This window comes from Streptomyces sp. NPDC003035 (assembly GCF_042888285.1).
GTDB lineage: Bacteria > Actinomycetota > Actinomycetes > Streptomycetales > Streptomycetaceae > Streptomyces.
Map to the genome: position 1 here is coordinate 1 of NZ_JBIAPJ010000002.1, position 12,465 is coordinate 12,465.

Genomic DNA, 12,465 nt, shown 5'->3' on the forward strand with positions numbered 1-12,465 from the left:
CTAATCCACCCCGAAGGGCTTCATCGTTCGACTTGCATGTGTTAAGCACGCCGCCAGCGTTCGTCCTGAGCCAGGATCAAACTCTCCGTGAATGTTTACCCGTAATCGGGTGCACACCACGAGAGCGGAACGACCGGTCGGAATAGGACCAGTCGTTCACAGCGTCCTCGCTGTGTTTTTCTTCAAAGGAACCTCGACCATCCGAAGATGGACGGGGTATCAACTAATCTGGCGTTGATTTTTGGCACGCTGTTGAGTTCTCAAGGAACGGACGCTTCCTTTGTACTCACCCTCTCGGGCTTTCCTCCGGGCTTTTCCCTTCGGTCTTGCGTTTCCGACTCTATCAGATCTTTCCGATCCGATTTCCTCGGTGCTTTCCGGCTCTTCGGTTTCCCGATTCGCTTTCCGGCGTTGATCCGACTTTATCAGAAGTTCTGAGTCGAATTCCCCGCCCCTTCCAGTCACCCGTTCGGGCACACGAAGGTGCCGGGGTTCCCTTGCTGGCGGAGCCGTAAACGTACTGGAGCGGGGCGCCCCGATGCAAATCGAGGCGCCCCGCTCCGGGTTGACGCTGGTCAGGCAGCGTCGGTTGCTCAGACCTCCACGACGACCGGGAGGATCATCGGGCGCCGGCGGTAGGTGTCCGAGACCCACTTGCCGACCGTACGGCGGATCAGCTGCTGCAGCTGATGGGGCTCGACCACGCCGTCCTGGGCCGACTTGTTGAGGACCTGTTCGACCTTCGGGATCACGGCGTCGAACGCCGAGTCCTCGATGCCGGAACCCCGGGCATGGATGTTCGGGCCGCTGACGATCTTGCCGGTCGAGGCGTCCACGACCAGGAAGACCGAGATGATGCCCTCGTCGCCGAGGATGCGGCGGTCCTTGAGGTGGACCTCGGTGACATCGCCGACCGAGAGGCCGTCGACGTACACGTAACCGGCCTGGACCTTGCCGACGATCCTGGCCTTGCCGTCGACCAGGTCGACGACCACGCCGTCCTCGGCGATGACGATGCGGTCCTTCGGAACACCGGTCATCGCGCCGAGCTCGGCATTGGCGCGCAGGTGGCGCCATTCGCCGTGGACCGGCATCAGGTTCTTCGGCTTGCAGATGTTGTAGAAGTACAGCAGCTCGCCGGCCGAGGCGTGGCCCGAGACGTGGACCTTGGCGTTGCCCTTGTGGATGACATTGGCACCCCAGCGGGTCAGGCCGTTGATCACGCGGTAGACCGCGTTCTCGTTGCCCGGGATGAGCGAGGACGCCAGGATCACGGTGTCGCCCTGGACGATCCGGATCTGGTGGTCGCGGTTGGCCATCCGGGACAGGGCCGCCATGGGCTCGCCCTGGGATCCCGTACAGACCAGCACGACCTCGTCGTCCGGGAGGTCGTCGAGCGTCTTCACGTCGACGACCAGGCCGGCCGGGACCCGGAGGTAGCCGAGGTCACGGGCGATGCCCATGTTGCGGACCATCGAGCGGCCGACGAAGGCCACCCGGCGTCCGTACTCGTGCGCGGCGTCCAGGATCTGCTGGATGCGGTGGACGTGGCTGGCGAAGCTGGCCACGATGATCCGCTTCTGGGCGTTCGCGAAGACGTTCCGCAGGACGTTGGAGATGTCCTTCTCCGGCGGGACGAAGCCGGGGACCTCGGCGTTCGTCGAGTCGGACAGCAGGAGGTCGATGCCCTCCTCGCTGAGCCGCGCGAACGCGTGGAGGTCGGTGAGCCGGCCGTCCATCGGGAGCTGGTCCATCTTGAAGTCGCCGGTGGCGACGGCCATGCCCGCGGGGGTGCGGATGGCGACGGCCAGCGCGTCGGGGATGGAGTGGTTGACCGCGATGAACTCGCAGTCGAACGCGCCCAGGTTCTCCCGGTCGCCCTCCGACACCTCGAGGGTGTAGGGGCGGATGCGGTGCTCCTGGAGCTTGGCCTCGATCAGGGCGAGGGTCAGCTTGGAGCCGATGAGCGGGATGTCCGGCTTGAGCCGGAGCAGGTAGGGGACGGCGCCGATGTGGTCCTCGTGGCCGTGCGTGAGCACGATCCCCTCGACCTGGTCGAGGCGGTCCCGGATGGTGGTGAAATCGGGCAGGATCAGGTCGATGCCCGGCTGCTCCTCCTCGGGGAAGAGGACGCCGCAGTCGACGATCAGCAGCCGGCCGTCGAACTCGAAGACCGTCATGTTGCGGCCGATCTCACCGAGCCCGCCGAGCGGGGTGACGCGCAGGCCGCCCTTGGGCAGCTTCGGCGGGGCGCCGAGTTCAGGATGCGGATGACTCAAAAGACTCTCCTCACCACACGCGCCACGTACCGCTTCGGCACGTGGCGCGCATGACATTCGTGCACTTGCTGTTGTCTGTGTCAGGGGATCTCGTCGGACGCCGGGAAACTTTCGTCGCGTCCGCAGATCGGATATTCAGTTGTGAAGTCTTTTCCTAGAGCTCTACCCCGCCGGCGGCGAGATCGAGCTTGAGCTGTGCGGTTTCCTCGGGGGAAAGCTCCACGAGCGGCATGCGCAGCGGTCCCGCCGGGAGGCCCTGGAGGGCAAGGGCGGCCTTGGTCGTCATGACGCCCTGGGTGCGGAACATGCCGGTGTAGATCGGCAGGAGCCGCTGGTGGATCTCGGTGGCCTTCTGGACTTCGCCGTTCAGGTGAGCGTCCAGGAGTGCCCGGAGCTCGGGGGTGACGACGTGGCCGACGACGGAGACGAAGCCGCAGGCGCCCACGGAGAGCAGCGGCAGGTTGAGCATGTCGTCGCCGGAGTACCAGGCCAGGCCCGATCGGGCGATGGCCCAGCTGGCCCGCCCCAGGTCACCCTTGGCGTCCTTGTTGGCGACGATCCTGGGGTGCTCGGCGAGGCGGACGATCGTCTCGGTGTCGATCGGGACACCGCTGCGGCCGGGGATGTCGTAGAGCATCACCGGAAGCTCGGTGGCGTCGGCGATGGCCGAGAAGTGCCGGTACAGACCCTCTTGCGGGGGCTTGTTGTAGTACGGGGTGACGGCGAGCAGGCCGTGCGCGCCGTCGCGTTCGGCGGTGCGGGCGAGCTCGATGGAGTGGTGGGTGTCGTTGGTGCCGATGCCGGCGACGACGTGGGCGCGGTCGCCGACCGCGTCCAGTACGGCTCGTACCAGCTCCGATTTCTCCGCGTCGCTGGTGGTCGGGGACTCTCCGGTGGTGCCGTTGACGACGAGGCCGTCGTTGCCTGCGTCCACCAGATGGGCGGCGAGTCGCTGGGCACCGTCGAGGTCGAGTGCGCCGTCAGCCGTGAAGGGCGTGACCATGGCGGTGAGGACCCGCCCGAAGGGGGTCTGCGGAGTGGAGATCGGAGCCATGGGTAACACGCTACTCGCTGCTCAGCGCCCGGTGCCCCCTAGGGGGACGTGAGAAAGGAGCCCGGCACTGCCTGCTCGGGGGTTCAAGCAGTGCCGGGTCCGTTTGATCAGCCTAGATGAACTTCGTGAAACGTCGCAATACGGACACTTCGTGAGGCGTGATCGTACATCTGTTCTTTATGGGGCCACACGGCCGTTCTTGTTGAACGCGGCATAGGTCAGCGGCATGAGCTGGGCCCAGTGCTGCTCCATCTTCTCGCCGACCATCTCGATCTCCCGCTGGGGGAAGGACGGCACCGTGGCCAGCTCGTGCTGGGTGCGCAGGCCGAGGAAGTGCATCAGCGAGCGCGCGTTGCACGTGGCGTACATCGAGGAGAAGAGGCCGACGGGCAGGACCGCGCGGGCGACCTCGCGGGCGACGCCGGCGGCGAGCATCTCCTGGTACGCCGCGTACGCCTGAACGTACGAGTCCTCCATGACACGGCTGGTCAGTTCCCGCTGGGCCTCGCTGCCCTCGACGAAGACGTACTTGCCCGGGCGGCCCTCCTGGACCAGCTTCCGCGAGGCGTCCGGAACGTAGAAGACCGGCTCCAGCTCCCTGTAGCGACCCGATTCCTCGTTGTACGACCAGCCGACGCGGTGGCGCATGAACTCGCGGAAGACGAAGATCGGGGCGCTGATGAAGAAGGTCATCGAGTTGTGCTCGAAGGGGCTGCCGTGCCGGTCCCGCATCAGGTAGTTGATGAGCCCCTTGGACCGCTCCGGGTCCTTCTGCAGCTCGTCCAGCGACTGCTCCCCCGCGGTGGACACGCGGGCCGCCCACAGCACGTCCGAGTCGGCGGCGCTGTGCTTGACCAGCTCGACGGTCACATCGCTGCGGAAACTGGGCTTGAGCTCTTCTGCGGGGGTGTCGGTCACCGGCGGGGTCCTTCCAAAGTGCGTCGCTCGGGCGGCGCCCACTCTACGGGGACCCACTGACAAGGGGCTCCCGCACCCACCCGGAGGACTTTCTTTGGCCAATTCGGGGAAATCGGGCACCGAACGGTGACGAGACTCGTCTCTCTCTGTGACACCGCACACCACAGACCCCAAGGAGAGTGGCTCCATGTTCACCCGGCGAGAAGCCGTCCCGTTCGCGTTCGTCGCTGATGCCGACCGCTTCCGCAGTAACGTCACTCCGCCGCCGAGGGAGCGCCTCAGTGTCTCCGAGGTCATGGGCCGTACGCTGGTCGGGCTGACCGTCGTGGCCGGTCTCGTCGGCTCGCTGCTCTTCGGAATGCCGTCCATGCAGTCGGGTTCGGCCGAGGGCCACCGGCAGCAGTCCGAGGCTTCCGACAACCGCTGAGCAGTACGGCCCCCTGGGGTGGCCCCGGTCGAGACCACCTGGGTAGCCTCACCGGGCACAACCCTTCGAGCGTGCTTGTGAGTGAGGATCAGTCGTGCCCCTGCCCTTTCTGACGGCCGACCGCGCTTTTGACGCCACCGACGACGTCGCGCTGCCGTTCGACGACCACGACCAGTGGCGTCGTCCCTACCGGCCCGGACCCTGGCGGGTCGGGGCGGCGGCGCTCGCGCTGTTGCTCGCCTCGTTCGTGCTCTTCGCCTCGGTGATCATCGCGGCGGCGGGTGCGTCGGGCGGTGCCCTCGCGACCTTCGGGCTCGCCGCGGTCCTCATCGCCGGTGCGCTGCGGGCGCTGCGGGTGGGCACGTGGGTGAGCCGGCACGGCGTGCGCCGGGTCGGCTTCCTCTCCACGGTCACCGTGGCCTGGCCGCGGGTGACGGAGCTCCGCACGGTGCAGCAGCCCGTGCGATGGCTGGGGCTGCCCCGCACCGTGCAGGGCCAGGCGCTGGTTCTCGTACGGCAGGGTGGTGAGCAGATCGCTCTGCTCACCGACCACAGTGCCGACTTCCTCTCCCGCGTCGAGGCGTTCGACCGCGCGGCCGACACCGTCGAGGCGTGGAACGCCGAGTACGGCGTCGTGCCGCCGGTCGCGGTCGCCGCTACGCGCTGACCGTACGGCCCGCGTGCAGGGCGATCGCGCGCTGCATCGCCTTGCGGGCGCGCGGGGTGTCGCGGGCGTCGTGATAGGCGACCGCGAGCCGGAACCAGCAGCGCCAGTCGTCCGGGGAGTCCTCGGTCTCGGCACGCCGTCGCGCGAAGACCTCGTCGGCCGAGTCCCGGTCGATCCGGCCGCCGGCCGTACGCTTCAACTCGTCCACGGGCAGGCCGCCTTCGGCCTCCAGCTCGCGGGCCAGCCGCTGCGCGTTCCGCGCGAAGGCGGTGTTCTTCCAGAGGAACCAGCCACCCACGCAGGGCAGCAGGAACGCGACCGCGCCCATGCCCATGGCGGCCGGTTCGCCGGTCAGCAGGAGCAGGACGCCCTCCATCGCCACCACGCCGAAGACGAGCACCAGCACGGTGGCGAGGAAGACGTACGTGATCTTTCCGCCCATGGCCGTCAGCCCAGGTCCAGGAAGTGCTCCAGGCCGAAGGTGAGGCCGGGGGCGGTGGTCACGCGGCGGGCGCCCAGGAGGATGCCCGGCATGAAGCTGGAGTGGTGCAGCGAGTCGTGACGGATGGTCAGGGTCTCGCCCTCGCCACCGAGCAGGACCTCCTGGTGGGCCAGCAGGCCCCGCAGGCGTACGGCGTGCACCGGTACGCCGTCGACGTCCGCGCCGCGCGCCCCGTCGAGGGCGGTCGCGGTCGCGTCCGGCTGGGCGCCGAGGCCGGCCTCGGCGCGGGCGGCGGCGATCAGCTGGGCGGTGCGGGTGGCGGTGCCGCTGGGGGCGTCGACCTTGTTCGGGTGGTGCAGCTCGACGACCTCGACGGACTCGAAGTACGGGGCCGCGATCTGGGCGAACTTCATGGTCAGCACCGCGCCGATGGAGAAGTTCGGGGCGATCAGGACGCCGGTCCCCGGGGAGGCGGCGAGCCAGGAGTTCAGCTGCGCGAGGCGCTCCTCGGTCCAGCCGGTGGTGCCGACGACCGCGTGGATGCCATGGCGTACGCAGTAGTCGAGGTTGTCCATCACGGAGGCCGGGGTGGTCAGCTCGACCGCGACCTGGGCGCCCGCGTCGGCGAGCGTCTCCAGCTTGTCGCCGCGGCCGAGGGCCGCGACCAGTTCCATGTCCTCGGCGGCCTCGACGGCCCGTACTGCCTCGGAGCCGATACGGCCCTGGGCTCCGAGGACCGCCACGCGCAGCTTGCTCATTGCTCTGTGAACTCTCTCTAGGAGACGGATTCGTGCAGGCGTGCGGCCTGCTTGTCCTTCAGCGGCCCTATGACCGACAGCGAGGGGCGCTGTCCGAGCACATCACGGGCGACCTCCCGGACCTCGTCCGGGGTGACCGCGGCGATGCGGGCGAGCATGTCGTCGACGGACATCTGGCTGCCCCAGCACAGCTCGCTCTTGCCGATGCGGTTCATCAGCGCGCCGGTGTCCTCCAGGCCGAGGACGGTCGAGCCGGAGAGCTGGCCTATGGCGCGGGCGATCTCGTCGTCGGACAGCCCGTCGGAGGCGACCTTGTCGAGCTCGTCGCGGCAGATCTTCAGCACGTCGTGGACCTGGTTGGGGCGGCAGCCCGCGTACACCCCGAAGAGGCCACAGTCGGCGAAGCCCGAGGTGTACGAGTACACGCTGTAGGCCAGGCCGCGCTTCTCGCGGACCTCCTGGAAGAGCCGGGAGGACATGCCGCCGCCGAGGGCCGTGTTCATCACGCCGAGCGCCCAGCGGCGCTCGTCGGTGCGGGCCAGGCCCGGCATGCCGAGGACGACGTGGGCCTGCTCGGTCTTGCGGCCGAGGACCTCGACGCGGCCCGCGGTGCGGATGGTGCGCCGGCCCTCGCGCGGGCCGACCGGCAGCGCGTCGGTACGGGTGAGGGCGCCGGCCTTCTCGAAGGCGCGGCGGACCTGGCGTACGACCGTGGCGTGGTCGACGTTGCCCGCGGCGGCGACGACCAGGTGGGTCGGGTCGTAGTGCTTCTTGTAGAAGCGGGCGATCCGGCCGCGGTCGAGGGCGTTGATGGTGTCGACCGTGCCGAGCACGGGACGACCCAGCGGGGTGTCGCCGAACATGGTCTGCGCGAACAGGTCGTGGACGACGTCGCCCGGGTCGTCCTCGGTCATCGCGATCTCTTCGAGGATGACGCCGCGCTCGGCGTCCACGTCCTCTTCGAGGATCAGCGAGCCGGTCAGCATGTCGCAGACGACGTCGATCGCCAGCGGCAGGTCGGTGTCGAGGACCCGCGCGTAGTAGCAGGTGTACTCCTTCGCCGTGAAGGCGTTCATCTCGCCGCCGACCGCGTCGAGCGCGGCGGAGATGTCGAGGGCACTGCGTCGCTTCGTGCCCTTGAAGAGGAGGTGCTCCAGGTAGTGCGTGGCCCCGTTGAGGGTGGGCGTCTCGTCGCGGGAGCCGACGTGCGCCCAGATGCCGAAGGTGGCGGAGCGTACGGAGGGCAGGGTCTCGGTGACGATGCGCAGGCCACCGGGGAGGGTCGTGCGGCGGACCGTGCCGATGCCGTCCTTGCCCGGGAGAAGCGTTTGGGTACGGGCGACGGCCCGCCCCTCCGAAGAGGGGCGGGCCGTCGTCGCGGAACTACGGGACGTCACTGGTCGGTGTCGTCCTTCTTGTCGGCGTCCGCGGCGGCGCCGCTCTCCTCGTCCGCCATGACGGGGACGAGGGAGAGCTTGCCGCGCTGGTCGATCTCGGCGATCTCGACCTGGACCTTGGAGCCGACCGCGAGCACGTCCTCGACGTTCTCCACGCGCTTGCCACCGGCGAGCTTGCGGATCTGCGAGATGTGCAGCAGACCGTCCTTGCCGGGCATGAGGGAGACGAAGGCACCGAAGGTGGTGGTCTTGACGACCGTCCCCAGGTAGCGCTCGCCGACCTCCGGCATGGTCGGGTTGGCGATGCCGTTGATCGTGGCGCGGGCGGCCTCGGCCTGCGAGCCCTGCTGGGCACCGATGTAGATGGTGCCGTCGTCCTCGATCGTGATGTCGGCGCCGGTGTCCTCCTGGATCTGGTTGATCATCTTGCCCTTGGGGCCGATGACCTCACCGATCTTGTCCACCGGGATCTTGACGGTGATGATGCGCGGCGCGTTCGGGGACATCTCGTCCGGAACGTCGATCGCCTCGTTCATCACGTCGAGGATGTGCAGACGCGCGTCACGGGCCTGCTTCAGCGCGGCGGCCAGGACCGAGGCCGGGATGCCGTCGAGCTTGGTGTCGAGCTGGAGCGCGGTGACGAAGGTCTTCGTACCGGCGACCTTGAAGTCCATGTCACCGAACGCGTCCTCGGCACCGAGGATGTCGGTGAGGGCGACGTAGTGGGTCTTGCCGTCGATCTCCTCGGAGATCAGGCCCATGGCGATACCGGCGACGGGGGCCTTGAGCGGCACACCGGCGTTCAGCAGCGACATGGTGGAGGCGCAGACCGAGCCCATGGACGTCGAGCCGTTGGAGCCGAGGGCCTCGGACACCTGACGGATCGCGTAGGGGAACTCCTCGCGCGTCGGCAGCACCGGCACGATGGCGCGCTCGGCGAGCGCGCCGTGGCCGATCTCGCGGCGCTTGGGCGAGCCCACGCGGCCGGTCTCACCGACGGAGTACGGCGGGAAGTTGTAGTTGTGCATGTAGCGCTTGCGGGTCACCGGGGAGAGGGTGTCCAGCTGCTGCTCCATGCGGAGCATGTTGAGGGTGGTGACGCCCAGGATCTGGGTCTCGCCACGCTCGAACAGCGCCGAGCCGTGCACGCGCGGGATGGCCTCGACCTCGGCGGCGAGCGTACGGATGTCCGTGAGCCCGCGGCCGTCGATGCGGACCTTGTCCTTGATGATCCGCTCGCGGACCAGTTTCTTGGTCAGCGCGCGGTAGGCGCCCGAGATCTCCTTCTCGCGGCCCTCGAAGGCCGGGAGGAGCTTCTCGGCGGCGAGCTCCTTGATGCGGTCGAGCTCGGTCTCGCGCTCCTGCTTGCCGGCGATGGTGAGCGCCTGGGCGAGCTCGCTCCTGACCGCGGCGGTGAGCGCCTCCAGGACGTCGTCCTGGTAGTCGAGGAAGACCGGGAACTCGCCGACCGGCTTGGCGGCCTTGGCGGCGAGGTCCGACTGGGCCTTGCAGAGGCCCTTGATGAAGGGCTTCGCGGCCTCGAGACCGGCGGCGACGAGCTCCTCGGTCGGCGCCTCGGCGCCGCCCTTGACGAGCTCGATCGTCTTCTCGGTGGCCTCGGCCTCGACCATCATGATCGCGACGTCGCCGTCCTCCAGGACGCGACCGGCGACGACCATGTCGAAGACGGCGTCCTCGAGCTCGGTGTGCGTCGGGAACGCGACCCACTGGCCCTTGATCAGGGCGACACGGGTGGCGCCGATCGGGCCGGAGAAGGGCAGGCCCGCCAGGATCGTGGAGCAGGAGGCGGCGTTGATCGCGACCACGTCGTAGAGGTGGTCGGGGTTGAGCGCCATGATCGTCTCGACGATCTGGATCTCGTTGCGCAGGCCCTTCTTGAAGGAGGGGCGCAGCGGCCGGTCGATCAGGCGGCAGGTGAGGATCGCGTCCTCGGAGGGGCGGCCCTCCCGGCGGAAGAAGGAGCCGGGGATCTTGCCGGCCGCGTACATCCGCTCCTCGACGTCCACCGTCAGGGGGAAGAAGTCGAGCTGGTCCTTGGGCTTCTTGGACGCGGTGGTGGCCGAGAGGACCATCGTGTCGTCGTCCAGGTAGGCGACGGCGGAGCCGGCGGCCTGCTTGGCGAGACGGCCCGTCTCGAAGCGGATGGTGCGGGTGCCGAACGTGCCGTTGTCGATGACGGCCTCGGCGTAGTGGGTCTCGTTCTCCACTATGGGTTTCTCCTACGTGTTCGTCTTTTCGTCCGTCGGCCCGTGTGGCCGGGGACGGTGGTGGAGGAGAAGCGCACCTTCGGGTGCGGGCCGGTCTTCGATCGAAGCACCCGGGGTCAGTGGTCCGGGGGCCACTACCGAGGACCGGCGGCCTGCCGGTGGCTTCTCGCTCGTGGAAATGTGGCGTTGTGCGTCCAGACTAAGTGCCGGTCGGCACATCGCGCACGTACAGCAAAGGGAGCGGCCCCCTAAAAGTGGGAACCGCTCCCTTCACGGCGTCCTTACTTGGCACCGCCGGCCGCACCGCGGCGGATGCCGAGGCGGTCGACCAGGGCACGGAAGCGCTGGATGTCCTTCTTGGCCAGGTACTGCAGCAGGCGGCGACGCTGGCCGACCAGGATCAGCAGACCACGACGGGAGTGGTGGTCGTGCTTGTGCTGCTTGAGGTGCTCGGTCAGGTCCGAGATGCGGCGGGAGAGCATCGCGACCTGGACCTCGGGGGAGCCGGTGTCGCCCTCCTTGGTGCCGAACTCGGCCATGATCTGCTTCTTCGTAGCGGCGTCGAGAGACACTCGGTACTCCTCTTGGTGTTCGTGCGTCCGCGAGTGCCCCTGGTCTGGTTCTCAGGGGAGCTTCCGTGACTCGTCGGGCGAAGGTCCGATGGGCGCAGCTTCCAGAGCTTCGAGCTTCCGGGAGCGCGTACACAAACGGCCGTCACACAGCGTACCAGCCCGGAGGAGCGCCTCTTACTTGCTGGTGAGGGAACGGGCCGCCATGAAGACGTCCAGGACGGCCAGGCAGAGCGGGACGAGGGAGAGCAGGACGAAGCCCTCGGCCAGGTCGAGCAGGCGGCCCCAGAAGGGCGAGAGGCCCTTTCGCGGGATGATCAGGCCGATGGCGGTGACCAGGGCGGCGCCGGCGGCGACGGCCGCGGTGAGCCAGATCGTACGGATGTCCAGGCCGCCGCGGTCCCCGTAGATCAACAGGTCCTTGACCAGATCGGCCGGCGGGTTCAGGGAGAGGCCGAGGATCAGCAGGGCGATCGCGGCGATGCCGGCGACCAGGACGCAGGCGACCTGCGAGGTGTAGCGGAAGAGCCGGGCGCGCAGCAGCATCGCGAGGCCGGAGGCGAGGGCGAGGAGCTGGCCCCAGACGTTGCCGGCGAAGCCGAGGACCGCGGCCGAGCCGACGACGACGGCGGCGCAGCCGCCGACCAGGCCGAGGAGCATCTCGTGGCCGCGTCGGGCCTGGAGGGCGATGCGCTCGCCGTCGACGGGCTGGGGCTCGTCGGGGGTCTGGTTCGGGTCGGCGTGGAACTCGTCGTCGGTGGCGCTGCGCGGGGAGGCGTAGCCGATGGGCAGCCGGGCGAAGCGGGCGGAGAGGCCGGGCAGGAAGGCGACCAGGCCGACGGCGACAGGGGCGCAGACGGCGGCGGTCTCGGTGGCGGAGGACTCGCTGAGGATCTCCAGGAAGGTGGCGAGGGTGCCCACGGCGGCCAGGAAGGTCGCCGCGACGAACGGGGCGTCGCCGCTGGGGGTGAGCGCCACCAGGGCCACGGAGGCGACCAGGACGGTCACACAGCCGAGCAGGAACTGCAGGCGGCCGGGGCCGTGGCCGGCGTCGGGTCCGACGATGCCGGAGCCGGCGATGAGCAGGAGCGGGAGGGCGCCGAGGCCGAGGGCGACAGCGGTGGCCCGGTCTCCGTACACCCGGGCCCGTACACCGGCGAAGGCGGTCAGCAGGACACCCGCGGCGCCCGCGATGATGCCGGGGAGGCTGTGCATGTCGTGACGTACGGGATCGGCGAACCAGAGCACGAAGCCCATGAGGACCAGCAGCAGCACACCGCCGACGAGTCCGGCGCCGCGCAGCAGGTCGTCGCTCCACAGGTGCCGGTCGCGGGTGACGGCCGAGGCGACGGCGTCGGAGACGTCGTCGAAGACGGCGGGCGGCAGCGACTGCGCGAACGGGCGCAGCGAGAGGACCTCGCCGTCGAGGACCTGCTGGGCGGCGAGGGTACGCGCGCCGTCGAGGACCGAGCCGTCGCGCCGGACCAGGTGGTAGCCGGTCGGGGTGCCGGCGGACTGGGTCTGGCCGGTGAGCCGCAGGATCTCCGGATAGACGTCGGCGACGGCGATGTCCTCCGGGAGTGCGACGTCGATACGACTGTCCGGCGCCACGACGGTGACGCGGCAGAAACCGGTCGCTGCGGTCGTACTCACGTGTCTGGACCCCCTGATTCGCGGTTGCGCACACTGCGCGGGCCACCCTACCGGGGACGGGTGTCAGTGGCTG

The 12,465-nt window shown here is 68.9% G+C and carries 11 protein-coding genes and 1 rRNA gene; 2 read left to right on the top strand and 10 right to left on the bottom strand.

Features of this window, described 5'->3' with window-relative positions; translation table 11 throughout:
• From ACFYV5_RS06265 to thyX, 4 genes are all read right to left on the bottom strand, one after another.
• Positions 1–92: ribosomal RNA gene (locus ACFYV5_RS06265) — 16S ribosomal RNA — on the bottom strand; the annotation flags it as partial.
• Between the two features lie 501 nt (positions 93–593).
• On the bottom strand, positions 594–2,279 hold the full coding sequence (locus tag ACFYV5_RS06270; RefSeq protein ID WP_355116126.1) for a ribonuclease J: 1,686 nt from the start codon (positions 2,277–2,279) through the stop codon (positions 594–596).
• A 154-nt stretch (positions 2,280–2,433) separates the two neighbouring features.
• Complete coding sequence (gene dapA, locus ACFYV5_RS06275; protein ID WP_355116128.1) at positions 2,434–3,333, bottom strand: 4-hydroxy-tetrahydrodipicolinate synthase; 900 nt, start codon at positions 3,331–3,333, stop codon at positions 2,434–2,436.
• Between the two features lie 177 nt (positions 3,334–3,510).
• A complete protein-coding gene (thyX, locus tag ACFYV5_RS06280) occupies positions 3,511–4,251 on the bottom strand; it encodes an FAD-dependent thymidylate synthase (RefSeq protein WP_355116130.1) in 741 nt (246 codons plus the stop codon).
• 187 nt (positions 4,252–4,438) lie between these two features.
• Here thyX and ACFYV5_RS06285 point away from each other — a divergent pair, with 187 nt between their 5' ends.
• Both ACFYV5_RS06285 and ACFYV5_RS06290 read left to right on the top strand, forming a co-directional pair.
• Entirely contained in the window at positions 4,439–4,678 is a 240-nt protein-coding gene (locus tag ACFYV5_RS06285) for a hypothetical protein (RefSeq protein ID WP_355116132.1), read from the top strand.
• Between the two features lie 94 nt (positions 4,679–4,772).
• A complete protein-coding gene (locus ACFYV5_RS06290; RefSeq protein ID WP_389165144.1) occupies positions 4,773–5,345 on the top strand; it encodes a hypothetical protein in 573 nt (190 codons plus the stop codon).
• Here ACFYV5_RS06290 and ACFYV5_RS06295 read toward each other — a convergent pair.
• The 6 genes from ACFYV5_RS06295 to eccD all read right to left on the bottom strand — a co-directional run bounded on the left by ACFYV5_RS06295 (position 5,335) and on the right by eccD (position 12,392).
• Positions 5,335–5,787 (bottom strand): hypothetical protein, encoded by a 453-nt coding sequence (locus tag ACFYV5_RS06295; RefSeq protein ID WP_355116134.1) that lies wholly within the window; start codon positions 5,785–5,787, stop codon positions 5,335–5,337. The genes ACFYV5_RS06290 and ACFYV5_RS06295 overlap by 11 nt on opposite strands.
• 5 nt (positions 5,788–5,792) lie before the next feature.
• Positions 5,793–6,545, bottom strand: a complete 753-nt coding sequence (dapB, locus tag ACFYV5_RS06300) for a 4-hydroxy-tetrahydrodipicolinate reductase (protein WP_355116136.1) — start codon at positions 6,543–6,545, stop codon at positions 5,793–5,795.
• A 17-nt stretch (positions 6,546–6,562) separates the two neighbouring features.
• The gene (locus ACFYV5_RS06305) at positions 6,563–7,942 is read right to left on the bottom strand and encodes a M16 family metallopeptidase (protein WP_389165148.1); all 1,380 of its coding nucleotides are present in this window, start codon (positions 7,940–7,942) and stop codon (positions 6,563–6,565) included.
• Entirely contained in the window at positions 7,939–10,170 is a 2,232-nt protein-coding gene (locus ACFYV5_RS06310) for a polyribonucleotide nucleotidyltransferase (RefSeq protein WP_389165151.1), read from the bottom strand. The genes ACFYV5_RS06305 and ACFYV5_RS06310 overlap by 4 nt, the downstream gene beginning before the upstream one ends.
• 281 nt (positions 10,171–10,451) lie before the next feature.
• On the bottom strand, positions 10,452–10,742 hold the full coding sequence (gene rpsO / locus ACFYV5_RS06315; RefSeq protein WP_158991116.1) for a 30S ribosomal protein S15: 291 nt from the start codon (positions 10,740–10,742) through the stop codon (positions 10,452–10,454).
• Positions 10,743–10,916: 174 nt separating this feature from the next.
• Positions 10,917–12,392: a type VII secretion integral membrane protein EccD gene (gene eccD, locus ACFYV5_RS06320; protein ID WP_355116143.1), complete on the bottom strand. Its 1,476-nt coding sequence runs from the start codon at positions 12,390–12,392 to the stop codon at positions 10,917–10,919.
• Between the last annotated feature and the right edge of the window lie 73 nt (positions 12,393–12,465).

Bases quoted from the DNA above. Each gene is read 5' to 3' on its own strand.
- ACFYV5_RS06295 (WP_355116134.1), bottom strand. From the start codon at position 5,787: ATGGGCGGAAAGATCACGTACGTCTTCCTCGCCACCGTGCTGGTGCTC.
- ACFYV5_RS06285 (WP_355116132.1), top strand. From the start codon at position 4,439: ATGTTCACCCGGCGAGAAGCCGTCCCGTTCGCGTTCGTCGCTGATGCC.
- dapA (WP_355116128.1), bottom strand. From the start codon at position 3,333: ATGGCTCCGATCTCCACTCCGCAGACCCCCTTCGGGCGGGTCCTCACC.
- dapB (WP_355116136.1), bottom strand. From the start codon at position 6,545: ATGAGCAAGCTGCGCGTGGCGGTCCTCGGAGCCCAGGGCCGTATCGGC.